Here is a 16,451-nt window from a genome sequence, read left to right on the forward strand (position 1 = left end):
CCGAATAACAGTCGGAGACAAGCAGATGGAAAGATCGCTCATGGCCGCCGCCGCGGCCCATGCAGCGCTGGCAGAGCCGTGGAACTGGCTGCTGGCGCCGCTCTCCGGCGCCATCGAACACCACATTGCAGACTGGACGGCCTGGCACGCGCGGCTGATGGTGCTCGGCTGGGGCGTCCTGTTGCCGCTTGGCGCATTGGCGGCGCGCTTCTTCAAGATCGTGCCCGGGCAAAACTGGCCCGAGCAGCTCGACAACAAGGCGTGGTGGCATGCGCACCGCGCGATGCAGTACGCCGGGGTACTGGCGATGACCCTTGGCCTCTGGCTCGCATGGGGCCTTGGCACCAGGCACGGCGCCGCGGCGCAGGTGCATGCATGGCTCGGCTGGGGCCTGTGTATCGCAGGGTGGGCACAGGTGGCAGGCGGCATGCTGCGTGGCGGCAAGGGTGGCCCGACCGATGTGCGGCTGCGTGGCGACCACTACGACATGACCCGCTGGCGCATCGGCTTCGAGCGCGCGCACAAGTCGCTGGGCTGGCTGGCCATCGCCTTGTCGGTGATGACCATCGTTCTCGGGCTTGCCATCGCCGACGCACCACGCTGGATGGCGGTCGTGCTGGCCCTTTGGTGGTGCGCCTTCGCGGTGGTATTCGCCGTGTTCCAGCGCCGCGGCCGTTGCATCGACACCTATCAGGCCATCTGGGGACCGAGCGGCGCGCACCCCGGCAACCGTCAGCCCGCGGTCGGCTGGGGCGTGCGACGCTACACGCCGGCAGCCTGGCGAGCACGCTTCGGCCCACCCTGACCCTTTCCCAAAAAACGAAAACTTCAAGGCAACAAGATGTCAGGTCTGGAATTGAACAATGTGGTCAAGCGCTTCGGCGACGTGACCGTCGTGCAGCAGATGGACCTCGCCATCGGCGATGGCGAATTCGTCGTGCTGCTGGGCGAATCGGGCTGCGGCAAGAGCACGACGCTGCGCATGATCGCGGGGCTCGAAGAGGTCAGCGAAGGGCACATCACCATCGGCGGGCGCGACGTCACGCGGGTGGCACCGATGGCGCGAGACATCGCGATGGTGTTTCAGAACTACGCGCTGTATCCGCACATGGACGTCGGCACCAACATGTCTTTCGCGTTGCGCCTGGCGGGCCGGCCCAAGGCGGAGATCGACAGCAAAGTGGCCGCGGCCGCCAAGGTGCTGAACATCGGGCATCTGCTTGCGCGCAAACCCAAGGAGCTGTCGGGCGGGCAGCGCCAGCGCGTGGCGATCGGCCGGGCCATCGTGCGCGAGCCCAAGGTCTTCCTGTTCGATGAACCGCTCTCCAATCTCGATGCCAAGCTGCGCGGCCACATGCGCGCCGAACTGGCGCTGCTGCACGAGCGCCTGGGCAAGACCACGGTCTATGTGACGCACGACCAGGTCGAGGCCATGACGCTGGCCTCGCGCATCGTGATCTTCGATAAGGGCCGCATCCAGCAGGTGGGCACGCCGTCGGAAGTGTTCACGCGGCCGGCGAGCCTGTTCGTGGCGGGCTTCATCGGCACGCCGACCATGAACTTCTTCAAGGCCCGCTATGCCCTGGAAGACGGCCAGCGCCTGCTGCGCGGCGAAGGCTTTGCCTGGCAACCGCCCGCGTGGCTGGCGGCCCATCCACCCGGCCCCGAGCAAGAGCTGACGCTGGGCCTGCGTCCGCAGGCCCTTCGCGCAAGCCCGCAAGCGGCGCAGCTCACCGTCAAGGTGGATGTGGTGGAGTACCTCGGCACCGAAAGCCAGATCGTTGGCCGCATGGCCACGCCCTCGGGCCAGCGCGTGGCCGCGATGCTGCCGGGCGATGCCCATGGCCAGCTGCACAGCAACGTCCACCTGGCGTTCGACAGCGCGGACCTGCACATCTTCGACAGCGACAGCGGACGCTCCTTGCGCCCTTGATGCCGCGTCCAACAACAACGAAAAAAGGAAACCGCCATGAAGAGAAGAGATTTCGTGATGAGCAGTGCCGCCACCGTGTTCGGCGCCGGCTTTCCCCTCAGTGGGGCACTTGCGCAGAGTCGCTATGCCAAGTACGCGGGCCAGACCGTGACCTTCGGCATTCCAGCGCATCCGCATTACGACGCGATGCTGAAGATCCTGCCCGAATTCACCAAGGAGACGGGCATCAAGGTCGACGTGGACAAGCTGGCCATGGGGCGCATGAAGGAAAAGCATCTGCTCGAGATGGCCAAGCCGCAGGGCGACTACGACCTGGTGAGCTACGTGGTGATGTGGAAAGGCGAGTACGTCGCCAAGAATCTCATCCATCCCCTGGAGCGATTCTTCAAGAACCCTGCGCTGGCCGATCCCGACTACGACCTGAAGGACATCGTCCCGATCTACCTGGAAAACCTGGGCATGGTCGGTGGTCCCAAGGGCTACCTGGCAGGTCCCGGTGCGCAGCTTTACGGCCTGCCCTATGGCGCCGAGACCTCGGTGCTGGCCTACCGCCGCGACATCTTCGCCAAGCACAACCTGCAGCCGCCCGGCAACTACGACGAGTTTGCCAAGCTGCTGCGCGTCCTGAAGGACAAGGAAGGCATCGGCGCATTGGCCTCTCGCGGACAGGCCGGCCACCAGTGCGTGCATGCCTGGCTGCTGCACCTGAACCCGCTCGGCGGCAGCATCTTCGACAACAACTGGAAGGTGCGCTTCAACGACGAGGCGGGCGTCAAGGCGCTCAAGTTCCTGCAGGAGGTGGTGGCCACCGGGCCGGCCGGCATCCCGGCCTATGGACAGGGCGAAAGCAATACCGCTTTCCTGCAAGGACAGGCCGCCATGTATCTCGATTCCACCTCGCTCGCCGGGCTGGTCAACGACCCTTCCAAATCGAGGGTCGCCGGCAAGGTGAGCTGGGCGCTGCACCCCATGGGCACCCGGCGCGCATCGCAGTCGGGCGGCCTGGGCCTGGCAATTCCGAAGAACGCGAAGAACGCCGATGCCGGTTTCCTGTTGATGCAGTGGCTCACTTCGAAAACGCAGGACAAAGCCTGCACCCGGGCCGGCGGCACGCCGGTGCGCAACTCGACCATGGTCGATGCCGAACTGATTCGCCAGTACCCGGAGTTCATCACCTTCAGGGAGGCGTTGAAGTACAGCAACCCCGATTGGCGGCCGATCATTCCGGTGTGGGACAAGATCAACGTGCAGGCGCTGGGCGTCGGTATCTCCGAGGCACTCACCGGCAAGAAGACCGCCGAGGCCGCGCTCAATGATCTGGTGGGGCCGGTCACGCAGATCATGCGCGAAGCGAGCTACAAGGTCTGATCGCGATGCGAACATCCCCCTGGGTTCCGGCCTTCTATCTTGGCCCGGCCGTTCTCATCATGGCGGCCGCCTGCCTTTATCCCGTCGTGTCGGCCTTTCAGCTCGGCTTCTTCGACTGGAGCATGGGCACACCGTGGAGCGACGCCCGCTGGGTCGGGCTCGACAGCTTTGTCTCGGCTTTTTCCAATCCGCGCGTCTGGTCGTCGCTGTGGACCACCCTGCAGTTCGCAGCGGTGAGCGTCACCGCGGAGATGGTGCTGGGCATTGCCCTGGCGCTCGCGCTGGAGCGCCCGGTGCGCGGCACGGCGTTCTTTCGCACGCTGTTCATCCTGCCGATGATGATCGCGCCCATTGCGGTGGGCCTGGCCTGGCGCTACCTGTTCGACGCGCAGTTCGGCCTGGTCAATGCGGTCCTGGGCTTGTTCGGCATCGCGGCGCGCGGCTGGCTGTCCGACCCCACCCTGGCCTTCGCAGCCATCGTCGTCGCCGACATCTGGCAGTGGACGCCCTTCGTCTTCATCATGATGGTGGCAGCCTTGGCCAACGTGGACGGCGCTGTGATCGAGGCCTCGCGCATCGATGGCGCCAAGTGGTGGCAGATGACCTTCCTAGTCAAGCTGCCGATGGTGATGCACGTGATCGCCATCACGCTGATGATGCGGCTGATCGATGCGTTCCGCGTGCTCGAGGTGATCTATGTGCTGACCTTCGGCGGCCCGGGCGACTCGACCGAGATTCTCGCGCTGCACATCTACAAGACGGCCTTCGTCGGCCAGCAGCTGGGTGCTGCGGCCGCCATCTCGGTGCTGTTGCTTCTGGTGGTGGTGGCCCTGTCCTGGGGCGCGTTGCGGCTGTCGAATCCGCTCAAGAACGACAGGTAAGGCGGCATCCATGAAACGCTCCCCTCTCGTCACGGTGCTGCACTACGCGATGCTGATTGCGCTCGCGGCGCTGTGCATCGCGCCCATTGCCGTAATCTTTACCACCAGCCTTCGCCAGCAGGTGCAGATTTTTGCCGAGCCGCTGAATTTCATCTTCACGCCCACGCTGGAGAACTACCGCGCCGTGCTGCAGGAAGACAAGTTCAGCAGCTACCTGATGAACAGCCTGTTCGTCGGCATCGTCTCCACGGCCGTCACCCTGGTGCTGGGCTGCATGGCCGCCTACGGCCTCGCCCGCTTCCGCTTTGCGGGGCGCAACACCATTGCCTACACCACGCTCTTGCTGCGCACCGTGCCGCTGGCCGTGCTGGCCATTCCGGTCTTCATGATCTGGAGCCAGTGGCACTTGATCAACAGCCTGTGGGGACTGGTGCTTCTCTACGTGGCGGTCAACCTGCCGTTCACCATCTGGCTGCTTTACGGCTTCGTGCTGCAGGTTCCGATCGAACTGGAAGAAGCTGCCGCCATCGACGGCTGCGGCCCCATCAAGGTGTTCATGAAAGTGCTGCTGCCGCTCATGGCACCTGGCCTTGCCGCGGCTTCGATCTTTACCTTTCGCATCGCATGGAACGAGTTCATCCTGGCCCTGGTGCTGACCGACCGCCACACCCGCACGCTCCCCGTGGCGGCCTCGCTGTTCATCACCGACATGGGCGTCGATTGGGGCAAGGTGATGGCCATGGGCAGCCTCATCGCGATTCCGCCGCTGATCTTCACCTTCGTTGCTGCGCGCCAGATCATCACCGGGCTCACCGCCGGAGCGGTCAAGGGATGACGAGCATGCTGAAGCATCGCTCGTCGATCGGCCGGCGCGCGTTGATCCAGGCGGCGGGCGCGTATGGCGCCACTTGCTGGGGGCTCGGCGCCCATGCGCAGGGCGCAAGCCAGTCGGCCTGGGGCAAGCTGCGCGGACAAACCATCCGCGTGAGCTATCCCGGCCCGCATCCGCACTACGACGCGGCCGAAAAGCTCTTCGACGACTTCACGCGCGAGACGGGCATCAAGATCGAGCGCGATCGAACGCCCTACCTCGACATGAAAAGCCGCCAGCTCGCGGGCATGCGCAAGCCCCAGGGCGACCACGACGTCATCACCTATCTTGTGGTGTGGAAGGCGGAGTACCTCAAGGAGGGCCTGCTTCGGCCGCTGGACGAGATGCTGGCCGATCCATTGCTGGCCATGACGGACTACGACTTCAAGGACCTGATTCCCGCCTATGTCCAAGCCATCGGCAGGGCGGGTGGTCCGAAGACCCATCCGTCCGGCCCGGACGCGCGGCTGTACGGCGTGCCCTACGGCGCGGAAACCAGCGTGCTGGGCTTTCGCCGCGACATCCTGGAGCGGCAGAAGCTGCAAGTGCCGTCCACCTACGACGAATTGCTGTACGCCTGCGAGGTGATTCGAGACAAGGAAAAGATCGGCGGCGTCAGCTCGCGCTCGCAGGCAGGCCATCAGATCACGCATGCCTGGCTGCTGCATCTTTCGCCATTCGGTGGGCAGGTGTTCGATTCCGGCTTCAAGCCCGTGCTGCACGAAGAGCCAGGCGTCAAGGCCGCCGAGACGCTTCGCCGCCTGGTCGAGACCGGTCCGGCCGTGGCCCGCAATGCGGGGTTCGACGAAATGCAGGCCGCGTTCCTCAACGGCGAATGCGCGTTCTATCTCGATACGCTGGCCGTGATGGGTCCGGCCAAGGATCCGAAGCGATCGAAGGTGGTGGACAAGGTCGCCTACGCGATGCATCCCAGCGGGAAGCGTCTGTCGGGGCAGACCGGCGGCTTCGGCCTGGCCATTCCGAAGAACGCGCGCCACCCCGAAGCGGCCTGCGCATTCATCCAATGGATGACCAGCAAGGCCAACGATCTTCGCGTCGCGACGCTCGGCGGCAACACGGGCCGATGGTCGACACTGGCCAACGTCGATTTCAAGATCAGGAATCCCGAACAAGGCATCTTGCCTTTCGTGCTGCGTGCAGCCAATCCGGATTGGCGGCCCTTGATCCCTGAATGGGACGAGATGAGCAAGAGCATCATTGGACAGGCCCTGCCCGATGTATTGACGGGCAGGCGCACCGCGCGCGAGGCCCTTGCCTCCACCGTTTCGCCGCTTGAATCGTTGCTTCGAAGTGGTGGCTGGATCAAGGAAGGCCGTTCCAACGGCTGATGCGAAAGATGAAACGCATGGACACCCCTATTGAAATCTTCGACGCTCGCCTCTCTCCCGTCGTCGAGGGCGCCCGGCTCGAGCAGCTGTGCACCGGCGCCGAGTGGAGCGAAGGCCCGGTCTGGATGCACGAGGACGACGCCGTGCTCTGGAGCGACATCCCCAACAACCGCATGCTGCGCTGGAGCGCGCAGGGCGGCATGGCGGTCTGGCGTAGCGGGGTCGAGTTCACCAACGGCCACACGCGCGACCTGAATGGCGATCTTCTGCATTGCTCGCATGGGTTGCGCGCCATCGTGCGCACGCGGGCTTCGGCCAATGGGGTGCACGCCGACACGCCGGACGAGATCGTGGTCGACCGTTACCTCGGCAAGCGCTTCAATTCTCCCAACGACATCGTCGTCAAGCGCGACGGCACGATCTGGTTTACCGACCCGCCCTACGGCATTGCGAGCGACCGCGAGGGCCACCGCGCCGAGCGCGAACAGGCCGCCAACTTCGTGTTCCGCTTCGACCCGGCCAGCGGCCGGCTCGACGCCATGACCGATGCGGTCGAGGAGCCCAACGGCCTCGCGTTCTCGCCCGACGAATCACTGCTCTACGTGAGCGACACCTCGGCTGCGATGCGCAGCGACGGCGACGGACGCCACCACCTGATGGTGTTCGACGTGAATGCCGAGGGGCTCTCGAACCCGCGCGTCTTTGCCGAGGTGAACCCCGGCCTGCCCGACGGCTTTCGCCTTGATGCGCAGGGCTGGCTCTACACCAGCAGCCTGGACAGCGTGCAGGTCTATCACCCCGACGGCAGCCTGCTCGGCAAGATCCATGTGCCCGAGAAGGTGGGCAACCTCAGCTTCGGCGGCGCCCGGCGCAACCAGCTCTACATCGCAGCGAGCACCTCGCTCTACCGCATCACGCTTCGTACGGAAGGAATCCAGCGTCCATGACACAAGAAATTTTGCTCCTGGTGGAAAAGTGCAGCCACTGCTTCAGCTACTACGACGTAGCGAGCGGCGAGCGGCTGCACAGCATCCAGCTCGAAGAGTTTCCGCATGAGTTCGTAGTGGACGCAGCGAAGCGTTTCGCCTACGTGGGCCACTACGGTGTCGAGACTTCGGGCCACCTGGGCCACGGCGGCACGCGCATCTTCCAGATCGACCTTGCCGCGCGCAAGCTCGCGCGCACCATCGACATCGCGCCTTTCAACCGGCTGCACGGCATGCAGATGGACGAACAGGGCCGGCTCTATGCATTGAGCGAGGACCGCGCGCAGCTGGTGGTGCTCGACCGCCCCGAGACCGACACCGCACCGCGCCGCGCCGTGCCCGCCGGCGGCATCAAGAGCCACCTGTTCGCGCTGACGCGCGATGGACAGACGGCCTACGTAATGAACCTGCTCTCGCACACCGTGACCAAGGTGCGGCCGCACGACGCCACGGCGGCGCCGGTGTCGTGCTCGCCCGGCGAGAAGCCCGAGGGCTACGCTCTCTCGGCCGACGAGCAGACGCTCTACGTCACCAACCGCTGGAGCAACACGCTCGCGGCCATCGACACCGCGAGCATGAAGGTGGTGCGCGAAGCCCCGTCGCGCGAGGACCCGACGCGCCTGTACCTGTACCGCGATGGGCGGCTGGTGGTCACCAACTATGGCGAGCGCAGCCTCTCGGTGGTCGACGCGGCAAGCCTCCAGGAACTGGCCCGCATCCCGATGGAGGCGCGCCCGATCGCGCTGAGCTTCCACCCGACCCGCTCGCTCGCCTTCGTCAGCCAGGACAACGACAAGCTCGGCTACTTCAACATGGAGACACTGGCCTTCGAACGCTTCATCGCCACTCAGCGCGAGCCGGACGTGTCATGCGTGGTGATGCTGTGAACGGACCGGCCACCGCGCGCCCCGTGCTGCGCGTCGAGGCGCTGAGCAAGCGCTTTGGCGGCACGCAGGCTGTCGACGATGTCTCGCTCGACCTGCATGCCGGCGAGATCCTCGCGCTGCTGGGCGAGAACGGCGCCGGCAAGTCGACCCTTATCAAGATCCTGGCGGGCGTCTACAGCCAGGACAGCGGCAGCGTGTTCCTGCAGGACCGCCCCGAGGCCGAGTGGCGCGCGGTGCCCCGCGACCAGCAAGGCATGGCGTTCATCCACCAGGACCTCGGGCTGGTCGAATGGATGACAGTGGCCGAGAACGTGGCGCTCGGCATGGGATTTCCGCGCCGGTTCGGGCTCATCGACTGGAAGCAGGTCGAGCGCAACGCGCGCCGCGTGCTCGGCCACGTCGGCTGCGACATCGATCCGCGGCGCCGCGTCTTCACGTTGACGCGCGCCGAGAAGTCGCTGCTCGCGATCGGCCGCGCGCTCGATGCCGACGCGCGCGTGCTGGTGCTCGACGAGCCCACCGCCAGCCTGCCGATGGCCGACGTGCAGCGCATGTTTGCGCTGCTGCGGCAGCTGCGTGAGCGCGGCGTGGCGATGATCTATGTTTCGCACCGGCTCGACGAGATCATGGACATCTCGGATCGCGCGGCGGTCATGCGCGACGGCAAGCTGGTCGGCACCCGCGTCACGCAAGAAGCGAGCGCGGCGGAGCTGGTCGAACTCATCGTCGGCAGCAAGTTCGATGCATCTCTGCCCAAGGCCCGCGGCGATGGCAGCGAGACCCTGCTCACGCTCGACGCGGTGTATGCGGCCAACGCCGGCCCCGTGACCCTGCAGGCCCGCCGCGGTGAGGTGCTGGGCCTGATCGGCCTGCGCGGCGCCGGACACGAGGCGATCGGGCGCATGCTGTTCGGCCTCATGGAACTGGAGCGTGGCCGCATCCTGATCGGCGACCGATCCGTTGCGCCGCGCAATCCCGCGGAGGCCATCCGCCTCGGCATCGGGCTGGTGGCGGCCGACCGTATCGACGAAAACCTCGGTGCCAGCCTCAGTGTGCAGGAGAACCTGTTTCCCAACCCCGCGCTCGCGCTCGGTACCTTGATGGCGCGGCTCGCGCCGCACGCGGAGTCTGCCGACGCACAGCGGCTGATCCGCCAGTTCGACATCAATCCTCCGGCGCCCCATGCCGAGATCCAGAACTTGAGCGGAGGCAACCAGCAGAAGGTGGTGCTGGCGCGCTGGATGAACCTGAAGCTGCCGCTCCTCATCCTGGAGGAGCCCACCGCGGGCGTCGACGTCGGCGCCAAGCGGCAGATCTACGAGATCCTGCGCGAGCAGGCCGATGCCGGCGTCTGCGTGCTGGTGATTTCCACCGACTTCGAGGAAGTGGCCAACGTGTGCACGCGCGCCATGGTGTTTCGCGGCGGCACGGTGGCCTGCGAGCTCGACGGCGCCGGGCTCAGCGTCGCGCGACTGCTGGTCGCAGCCGCAGGCGGCGACGACGCCGCCACACAAGCCAAGAAGACATCCACTACAACACCAGAGGCAATCGCGTCATGACCACTTCCATCCGGGCCACCGCGCTCGAACCCGATCCGTCCTTCGACACCGCCCATACGCTGAGCCTGCTCGGCCGCATCGGGCGGCAGATGCCGGTCTACGGCTTGCCGGTGCTGACCATCGGGCTGATCGTGTTGTTCTCGATTCTGCTGCCGCAGAGTTTCCCGACGCTGTTCAACCTGCGCTCGATCCTCAGCGACAAGTCGGTGATCGCATTGCTCGCGCTCGCCGCCACCATTCCGATGATGACCGGCAAGATCGATCTCACGGTCGGCTACGGCATCGTGCTGTGGCACATCCTCGCGATCAGCCTGCAGACGCAGTTCGGCCTGTCGTGGCCGGCAGCGGTGGCCGTGGTGCTGCTGTGCGGCGCGCTCTTTGGCGTGCTCAACGGCGTGCTGGTGGAGCAGGCGCAGATCGACTCCTTCATCGCCACGCTGGGCACCGGCACCGTGCTGTACGCCGTCGCGATGTGGCACAGCGGCGGGCGCCAGGTGATCGGCAACCTGCCCGACGGCTTCTTGAACATCGCGGGCGCCGATCTCTTCGGCCTGCCGGTCACCGCCTTCTATGTGATGGCGCTGGCCGTGGTGCTGTGGCTGGTGAGCGAGCACACGCCGATTGGCCGCGCCTTTTACGTGATCGGCTCCAACCCGAAGGCCGCCGTGCTCAACGGCATTCCGCTGCAGAAGTGCGTGATGGGCGCTTTCGTTGCCTCGGGCACGCTGTCGGCCTTTGCGGGGGTGGTGCTGGCCTCGCGGCTGCAGATCGGCCAGGCCGGCGTGGGGCTCGAGTTCCTGCTGCCGGCGCTGGTCGGCGCCTTCCTCGGCTCCACCACCATCCGGCCTGGGCGCGTGAACGTGTGGGGCACGTTGGTCGGCGTGGCGATCCTTGCCGTGGGCATCTCGGGCATCCAGCAGTTCGGCGGCGCGTTCTTTGTCGAGCCGCTGTTCAACGGCATCACGCTGCTGGTGTCCATCGGTATCGCGGGCTATGCGCAACGCAAGCGCGGCCAGTCGATCAAGCGCCGCATCGCCGAGCAGCAGATCGCGTCCCATCCCACCGGCGCTGCGAAGCTGCCCGCGGAGTCCTGAGGTCTTCCTTTCCCACCACCAACCAGAGCAACGAGAGACAAACATGACAACAAACTTCCTCCATGCATCCCTGCACCGTGCACGCCGCACGGTGTTCGCCGCCGCCTTGGCCGCGAGCCTGGCCGCCCTGTCCGGCCACGCCATGGCCGACGATTTTCTGGAGCTCGCAAAGACCAAGGTCGCTGCCGCGACCGCGCCGAAGACCAAGTGGGACGGCCCAACCACCGGCCCGAAGGCCGCGGCCGACAAGACCATCGTGTTCGTCGCTTCCGACATGCGCAACGGCGGCGTGCTCGGCGTCTCCAAGGGCGTGGAAGAGGCCACCAAGGTCATCGGCTGGAAGGTGCGGGTGCTCGATGGGCAGGGGACAGTGCAAGGCCGCACGGCGGCCTTCAACCAGGCGATGGCGCTCAAGCCGGCCGGCATCCTGCTCGGTGGCTTCGACGCCAAGGAGCAGGCCACCAGCGTCAAGAAGGCGGCCGAGGCCAAGATCCCCGTGGTCGGCTGGCATGCCGCGAAGGAATCCGGCGCCGTCGACGGCCTGTTCTTCAACGTGACGACCAATGCGCAGGACGTGGCGGAAATCGCGGCGCTCTACGCGGTCGCCAAGTCCGACGGCAAGGCCGGCGTGGTGGTCTTCACCGACTCTGCCTACGCGGTGGCCATTGCCAAGTCGAACGCCATGGCCGAGGTCATCAAGAAGTGCGGCGGCTGCACCTTGCTGGGCGTCGAGGACACGCCACTGGCCGATACGTCGACCCGCATGCCGCAGCTGACCACCTCGCTGATCCAGCGGCACGGCGGGAAGTGGACCTATTCGCTGGGCATCAACGATCTCTACTTCGACTTCATGGGGCCGACCTTGCAATCCGCCGGCGGCATGGCGAAGAACCTGCAGAACCTCTCGGGCGGCGATGGTTCGGAATCGGCCTACCAGCGCATCCGCAGCAAGCGCTTCCAGGCCGGCACGGTGCCTGAGCCGCTGAGCCTGCATGGCTGGCAGATGGTCGACGAGATCAACCGTGCGCTCAACAGTCAGGCCCCGAGCGGCTACTCGACGCCGGTGCACCTGGTCACGGCGGAGAACATCGCGAACGATGGCGGGCCGACCAACAGCTTCGATCCCGGCAACGGCTATCGCGACGCCTACAAACGGATCTGGGGCAAGTAAGCCGGGGAGGGCGCCGCGTTCAACGACGAAGCGGCAGCTCGATGCAGCCAACGAGCTGAATCTGCGGAACGTGTTCGAGGCGCGCGCTGCTCGCAATGACGATCGCATGGCCCGGGCGTGCCGCGAGCGATTCGATGGCTTTCCACAGGCAGCCGATCGACCGCGCATCGAGCGCGCCCTCGGGTTCGTCGAGCAGCACCAGCGGCCGGCCGGAAGCCAGTGCGGCCGCGAGCCACACCTTGCGCTTCGATCCGGTCGAGAGCATGTACATCGGCTTGTCGATGTGCGGCAGCAACGAGAAGCCCTCGACAAGCGTCTGCCACAGCGGCGCATCGAAGCCCGCATCGCCTTCGCCCAGGGCGGCCGTGCAGGCACGCGCGGTCACTTGGTCGAAGGCATCCGTGGCCGGATCGCAGAAGAACACGTGGCGCTTGTAGGCCTCGGGCTCCGCGTCGAGGCGCGCGCCAGCCAGTGTCAGCCGTCCGGAAGCGGGCTGCGTGCCCGCGATCACGCGCAGCAGGGTCGACTTTCCGGTCCCTGTGTCGCCATACAGCAGCGTGACGCCTTCGCCCACCGAGGCGCACCAGCCGGATGCCAGCGCCGGCTGGCCCGGATAGGCAAAGCCCACGTCGTCGAGTTGGAGGATGGGGTGCGGGGTCGGGGGATTCATGTGCAGGAGGCCTTCGCCGGATTCTGCCTTGGCCGATGAGTACCCTTTCGGCAAGCGAAACAATGTAGGGTCGCCGTAACAGGTGTGCGAACGGCCGGCCATCTCAAAAGTGCGGCGGCCGATACGGCATACTCCCACCCCCCAATTCGCCAAAACCCCATTGCATGGACAAGGAAGTCGATCCCCCCGTACTCGCCGTCATCGACGAGATGCGCCTGTCAGGACCGAGGCTCACGCCGGTCGAAATCGTCGCCAAGATGGGCGTGTTCGATGCGCGCGAAAAGCCGTTCGACCAAGCCTGGCTGGCCACCGGCGACAACGTCATTGCCACCATCTGGGCGGAATACGTGAGCGTGGGTGCGCAAGGACGCTGGTTCTGCCTCGAGTCGCTGGACACGCACCATCGGCCGGACGGCAGCGAACGCACGCCCTACCAGATCCAGCGCGCCAAGGACCGCCTGGCGCTGCTCAAGCGGACCTTCGATGCAGGCCAGGGCTTCCGCGCCGTTGTGCAGACGAACCGCGTGCCCATCGCCGAACTCGAGAGCAACAAGGGCGCGAAGGTGTCGACGCGGGTGCGCGACGAGAGCGAATGGCATGTGGCAATCTGGGAGCCGGCCCAAAAGCTCGCGGTGCTGGTCCGCGGTCCGCGCGGCTGGATTCCCGATGAAGCCGAAATCAAGGCTTCCAGGGCCCGAGGCAGCGTTCCCGACACCGCGGCCGAGGGACAGCCGGGCTCCGGGCAAGTCTCGCGCGAAGACGTGCAGGCCGCCGCCGCGGCCTACGTGATGCGCCACTTCAAGGGCTACGGCTACAACGCCGAGGACGTGAGCAGCCAAGGCCTCGGCTATGACATCGAGGTGTCGAACGCGAAGGGCGCGACACTTCTCAGGGTCGTGGTGAAGGGGACCGCCACGGGCCTGCCGGCCTTCCAGCTCACCGACGAAGAACGGGCGTGCTCGGCGCGCGAGCCGCTCTGGCGCCTGCTGGTGGTCTCCGACGCGCTCGGCCCCACGGCGCAGCACAAGATCTACAAGGCTTCCGAGATGGCGCAGGCGCCGGGGTTCGATCCGCTGTAACAGCGGGCAGCTGGAGCGGCCCGAAAAAAAGCGGCGTCCCCAAAGGGGCGCCGCTTTTTTGCTTTTCGTGGTGGCGCAAACGTCGCCGGACGACCCCAGGGTGGCGGTGAACCTGCAGCTCTAGGCCGGCGCCAGCATGGTCCCGCGGCAATTGGGCGAGCCGCAATGGCAAGGGTAGTTTTCAGCCGGCGAACCGTCGTCCGCAGTCAGCGAGTAGTCGATGAACAACTCGTCGCCCGCATCGACCGGCACCAGGGTCTGGAACTTCAGCATCAGCTCGCCCGCGTCGTCGTATTCCTCGACCGCCTCGCAGTTGGGGTCGCAGGCGTGGTTCAGGTGGCGCGTGCCGTTGCCGCCCTTGGCGCCGTCGATCGTCTCGTGGTTGGAGAGCGTGAACAGGTAGGTGAGCTGGTCGTCCCACGACTTGGCGGCGATCTCCTGCGGCGTGTAGCGCCGGCCTTCGTAGAGGCCGAGGAACGCCTCCGCCGGCAGGTCGCGCGTTGCAAACGCACCGAGCCCGTGCACCCCGCTGGGCGCGACCCGGATGTGGGGTGTGGACGAGGTTTGCTTGCGGGGTTTCATGTGCGAAAGAGCCGGGGAGTTGAGAGACGGGAGAGTGTGCAAGTGTGCACCAGCTGTGCTCTCACCCGTCGGATTCTTCGTCGGACTGGGCCTGGAACATGCGCGTGAAATCGCAGCATTCCTGCGCCAGCATGACGATGGACGAGGTGAGTGCGCTGCGGTGCTCGCCCTTGTGCATGGCCACGTAGCGCACCACCGGCAGGGCGGGCGTCACGTCGATCACCGCCAGCATGCCGGCCGAGACCAGCGGCTCCAGGCACTGGCGCGGAAGGTAGCTCACGCCCAGGCCCGACACGGTGAGCCCGGTCAGGGCCACGAGGTTGCTCACCACAATGGTGTCGGAAGGCTGCACGCCCTGGTCCTTCATCCAGGCGTCGTAGGCACGGCCGGTGCCGGAGCTCTTGCCCTGCACCAGCATGCGGTGCCGCGCGAGTTCATGCAGCCGCACGCTGCCGGTGGCCTGGACCACGCCGGGCTTGCACATCCATGCGCTCTTCACGTCGCCGATGGCCTTGCTCTGCATGCGCGCATCGGCAAAGGTGTCGGGCACGATGACGAGGTCGAGTTCGTCGGCCAAGAGTTTGTCGCGCAGCTGCAGGCTGTCGTCGACATCGGGTTCGAGAATGACCTTCGGGTAGTGCCGCTGGATCAGGCCAACGAGCCGCGGCAGCCATGTCATCGCCGTGAGCTCGGTCACGCCGATGCGCAGCCGGCGCTCCACCACGCCCGGCTTGCTGAACTGCTCGACCGCGGCGTCGCGCTGCTCGAGCAGCCTGGCCGCGAGCACGAACATCTCCTCGCCTTTTTCGGTCAGGCGCGCGGTGCGCTGGCTGCGGTCGAAAAGCGCGGTGTCGAACAGCAGCTCGAGTTCGTGCACGCGCTTGGACACGGCCGACTGCGAGGTGTGAAGCTGGTTGGCCGCCTGCGCGAAGCCGCCGAGCTTGGCAATCCAGTAGAGGGCTTCGAGCTGCTTGAAGGTCATCACGGTGCGTTACCCTTGTATTGAATCCTTTTATTCATGTTATTCGATCACAAAAAATCGCTTTTAGAAATTTGAGGGTGCGCAGAAGATTCGCTCCGGTCCTGCCCCGTGTACTTCCTGCCTCATCTTCAAAGGAACATTCCATGAACCTCAAACAGTCCCTCGCGCTCGGCGCCTGCATTGCGCTGCTCTGCGGCGCCGCCGCCGCGCAAGAGAGCCCCACGCTGCGAAAGATCAAGGAAACAGGCACGGTGCAGATCGGCAGCCGCGACACGCAGATTCCGTTCTCTTACAAGACCGGCGCCGAGAGCGCGCCCATCGGCTTCACCAACGAGATCTGCTTGAAGGTGGTCGATGCCATCAAGGGCAAGCTCGGCCTTCAGAAGATCGAGGTGCGCTACACGCTGCTCAATTCGACCAACCGCATCCCGCTGGTTCAGAACGGCACGGTCGATCTCGACTGCGCCACCACCACCAACACGGTGCAGCGCCAGCAGCAGGTCGACTTTGCGCCGAGCCATTTCGTCACCAACATCACGGCCGCGGTAAAGAAGAACTCGGGCATCAACTCGATCGCCGACCTGCAGGGCAAGACCGTGGCCACGGTGGCCGGCAGCACTTCGATGCAGCTGCTGCGCGGCTTCCGCAAGACCGAGAACATCGAGGTGCAGGAAATCGCGGGCAAGGACACGGCCGACGCCTTCCTGCTACTCGCGAGCGACCGCGCCGTGGCCTATGTGCTCGACGACGTGCAGCTGGCCGGCCTCATTGCCAACCAGCCGAATGCCTCCGACTACAAGCTGCTGAAAGACGTGCTGCGCCAGGAGCCTTACGGCATCATGATGCGCAAGGACGACCCCCAGTTCAAGGCCATCGTCGACCAGGCCGTGACCGAGATGATGAAGTCGGGCGCCATCGACAAGCTCTATGCCAAGTGGTTCATGACACCCATTCCTCCGCGCAACGTGAACCTCAACTTCCCGATGTCCGACGCCGTGCGCGAGGCCTACAAGAACCCGAACAACAAGGGCGTGTGAAG

General features: G+C 65.7%; 16 protein-coding genes. 13 read left to right on the forward strand and 3 right to left on the reverse strand.

What is annotated here, in order from left to right; genetic code table 11:
• Nucleotides 1-25 precede the first annotated feature (25 nt).
• Genes ASC78_RS07510 through ASC78_RS07560 form a run of 11 tightly spaced genes read left to right on the forward strand, consistent with a single transcriptional unit; the run spans nt 26 to nt 12,099 of the window.
• Complete coding sequence (locus tag ASC78_RS07510; RefSeq protein ID WP_327198116.1) at nt 26-805, forward strand: cytochrome b561 domain-containing protein; 780 nt, start codon at nt 26-28, stop codon at nt 803-805.
• Between the two features lie 36 nt (nt 806-841).
• Nucleotides 842-1,933, forward strand: coding sequence for an ABC transporter ATP-binding protein (locus ASC78_RS07515; protein ID WP_055798663.1), 1,092 nt, complete (start codon nt 842-844; stop codon nt 1,931-1,933).
• A 36-nt stretch (nt 1,934-1,969) separates the two neighbouring features.
• Nucleotides 1,970-3,301, forward strand: coding sequence for an ABC transporter substrate-binding protein (locus ASC78_RS07520; RefSeq protein WP_055798666.1), 1,332 nt, complete (start codon nt 1,970-1,972; stop codon nt 3,299-3,301).
• A gap of 5 nt (nt 3,302-3,306) precedes the next feature.
• On the forward strand, nt 3,307-4,182 hold the full coding sequence (locus ASC78_RS07525) for a carbohydrate ABC transporter permease (protein ID WP_055798670.1): 876 nt from the start codon (nt 3,307-3,309) through the stop codon (nt 4,180-4,182).
• A 10-nt stretch (nt 4,183-4,192) separates the two neighbouring features.
• Nucleotides 4,193-5,017 carry a carbohydrate ABC transporter permease gene (locus ASC78_RS07530; RefSeq protein WP_055798673.1) on the forward strand — a complete coding sequence of 275 codons (825 nt, stop codon included), beginning with the start codon at nt 4,193-4,195 and terminating at the stop codon, nt 5,015-5,017.
• On the forward strand, nt 5,014-6,402 hold the full coding sequence (locus tag ASC78_RS07535) for an ABC transporter substrate-binding protein (RefSeq protein ID WP_055798676.1): 1,389 nt from the start codon (nt 5,014-5,016) through the stop codon (nt 6,400-6,402). The genes ASC78_RS07530 and ASC78_RS07535 overlap by 4 nt, the downstream gene beginning before the upstream one ends.
• A 17-nt stretch (nt 6,403-6,419) precedes the next feature.
• The gene (locus ASC78_RS07540) at nt 6,420-7,349 is read left to right on the forward strand and encodes an SMP-30/gluconolactonase/LRE family protein (RefSeq protein ID WP_235505021.1); all 930 of its coding nucleotides are present in this window, start codon (nt 6,420-6,422) and stop codon (nt 7,347-7,349) included.
• On the forward strand, nt 7,346-8,275 hold the full coding sequence (locus ASC78_RS07545; protein WP_055798679.1) for a YncE family protein: 930 nt from the start codon (nt 7,346-7,348) through the stop codon (nt 8,273-8,275). Before ASC78_RS07540 ends, ASC78_RS07545 begins: the two co-directional genes overlap by 4 nt.
• Nucleotides 8,257-9,834, forward strand: a complete 1,578-nt coding sequence (locus ASC78_RS07550) for a sugar ABC transporter ATP-binding protein (protein WP_055798682.1) — start codon at nt 8,257-8,259, stop codon at nt 9,832-9,834. The genes ASC78_RS07545 and ASC78_RS07550 overlap by 19 nt, the downstream gene beginning before the upstream one ends.
• A complete protein-coding gene (locus tag ASC78_RS07555; RefSeq protein ID WP_055798684.1) occupies nt 9,831-10,928 on the forward strand; it encodes an ABC transporter permease in 1,098 nt (365 codons plus the stop codon). The genes ASC78_RS07550 and ASC78_RS07555 overlap by 4 nt, the downstream gene beginning before the upstream one ends.
• Before the next feature lie 43 nt (nt 10,929-10,971).
• Complete coding sequence (locus ASC78_RS07560; protein ID WP_082517466.1) at nt 10,972-12,099, forward strand: ABC transporter substrate-binding protein; 1,128 nt, start codon at nt 10,972-10,974, stop codon at nt 12,097-12,099.
• Between the two features lie 19 nt (nt 12,100-12,118).
• On the opposite strand, the gene ASC78_RS07565 is transcribed toward ASC78_RS07560, so the two are convergent.
• Complete coding sequence (locus ASC78_RS07565) at nt 12,119-12,769, reverse strand: ABC transporter ATP-binding protein (RefSeq protein WP_055798800.1); 651 nt, start codon at nt 12,767-12,769, stop codon at nt 12,119-12,121.
• Between the two features lie 164 nt (nt 12,770-12,933).
• Between ASC78_RS07565 and ASC78_RS07570 the strand changes: the two genes are divergently transcribed.
• Nucleotides 12,934-13,848, forward strand: a complete 915-nt coding sequence (locus ASC78_RS07570; protein WP_055798687.1) for a protein NO VEIN domain-containing protein — start codon at nt 12,934-12,936, stop codon at nt 13,846-13,848.
• A 120-nt stretch (nt 13,849-13,968) separates the two neighbouring features.
• Here the strand turns inward: ASC78_RS07570 and ASC78_RS07575 are convergent, their stop codons facing one another.
• Together ASC78_RS07575 and ASC78_RS07580 are read right to left on the reverse strand one after the other, a co-directional pair.
• Complete coding sequence (locus ASC78_RS07575; protein ID WP_055798690.1) at nt 13,969-14,430, reverse strand: SET domain-containing protein; 462 nt, start codon at nt 14,428-14,430, stop codon at nt 13,969-13,971.
• A gap of 61 nt (nt 14,431-14,491) precedes the next feature.
• Entirely contained in the window at nt 14,492-15,412 is a 921-nt protein-coding gene (locus ASC78_RS07580) for a LysR family transcriptional regulator (protein ID WP_055798693.1), read from the reverse strand.
• Between the two features lie 143 nt (nt 15,413-15,555).
• Here ASC78_RS07580 and ASC78_RS07585 point away from each other — a divergent pair, with 143 nt between their 5' ends.
• The gene (locus ASC78_RS07585; protein ID WP_055798694.1) at nt 15,556-16,449 is read left to right on the forward strand and encodes an amino acid ABC transporter substrate-binding protein; all 894 of its coding nucleotides are present in this window, start codon (nt 15,556-15,558) and stop codon (nt 16,447-16,449) included.
• The last annotated feature ends 2 nt before the right edge of the window (nt 16,450-16,451 follow it).

The sequence above is a fragment of the Variovorax sp. Root318D1 genome, from assembly GCF_001424835.1.
In the GTDB taxonomy this organism is placed as follows: Bacteria; Pseudomonadota; Gammaproteobacteria; order Burkholderiales; family Burkholderiaceae_C; genus Variovorax.

Excerpts from the sequence above, each read along its gene's own strand:
- ASC78_RS07510 (WP_327198116.1), top strand. The coding sequence starts at position 26 with ATGGAAAGATCGCTCATGGCCGCCGCCGCGGCCCATGCAGCGCTGGCA.
- ASC78_RS07515 (WP_055798663.1), top strand. The coding sequence starts at position 842 with ATGTCAGGTCTGGAATTGAACAATGTGGTCAAGCGCTTCGGCGACGTG.
- ASC78_RS07520 (WP_055798666.1), top strand. The coding sequence starts at position 1,970 with ATGAAGAGAAGAGATTTCGTGATGAGCAGTGCCGCCACCGTGTTCGGC.
- ASC78_RS07525 (WP_055798670.1), top strand. The coding sequence starts at position 3,307 with ATGCGAACATCCCCCTGGGTTCCGGCCTTCTATCTTGGCCCGGCCGTT.
- ASC78_RS07530 (WP_055798673.1), top strand. The coding sequence starts at position 4,193 with ATGAAACGCTCCCCTCTCGTCACGGTGCTGCACTACGCGATGCTGATT.
- ASC78_RS07535 (WP_055798676.1), top strand. The coding sequence starts at position 5,014 with ATGACGAGCATGCTGAAGCATCGCTCGTCGATCGGCCGGCGCGCGTTG.
- ASC78_RS07540 (WP_235505021.1), top strand. The coding sequence starts at position 6,420 with ATGGACACCCCTATTGAAATCTTCGACGCTCGCCTCTCTCCCGTCGTC.
- ASC78_RS07545 (WP_055798679.1), top strand. The coding sequence starts at position 7,346 with ATGACACAAGAAATTTTGCTCCTGGTGGAAAAGTGCAGCCACTGCTTC.
- ASC78_RS07550 (WP_055798682.1), top strand. The coding sequence starts at position 8,257 with ATGCGTGGTGATGCTGTGAACGGACCGGCCACCGCGCGCCCCGTGCTG.
- ASC78_RS07555 (WP_055798684.1), top strand. The coding sequence starts at position 9,831 with ATGACCACTTCCATCCGGGCCACCGCGCTCGAACCCGATCCGTCCTTC.
- ASC78_RS07560 (WP_082517466.1), top strand. The coding sequence starts at position 10,972 with ATGACAACAAACTTCCTCCATGCATCCCTGCACCGTGCACGCCGCACG.
- ASC78_RS07565 (WP_055798800.1), bottom strand. The coding sequence starts at position 12,769 with ATGAATCCCCCGACCCCGCACCCCATCCTCCAACTCGACGACGTGGGC.
- ASC78_RS07570 (WP_055798687.1), top strand. The coding sequence starts at position 12,934 with ATGGACAAGGAAGTCGATCCCCCCGTACTCGCCGTCATCGACGAGATG.
- ASC78_RS07575 (WP_055798690.1), bottom strand. The coding sequence starts at position 14,430 with ATGAAACCCCGCAAGCAAACCTCGTCCACACCCCACATCCGGGTCGCG.
- ASC78_RS07580 (WP_055798693.1), bottom strand. The coding sequence starts at position 15,412 with ATGACCTTCAAGCAGCTCGAAGCCCTCTACTGGATTGCCAAGCTCGGC.
- ASC78_RS07585 (WP_055798694.1), top strand. The coding sequence starts at position 15,556 with ATGAACCTCAAACAGTCCCTCGCGCTCGGCGCCTGCATTGCGCTGCTC.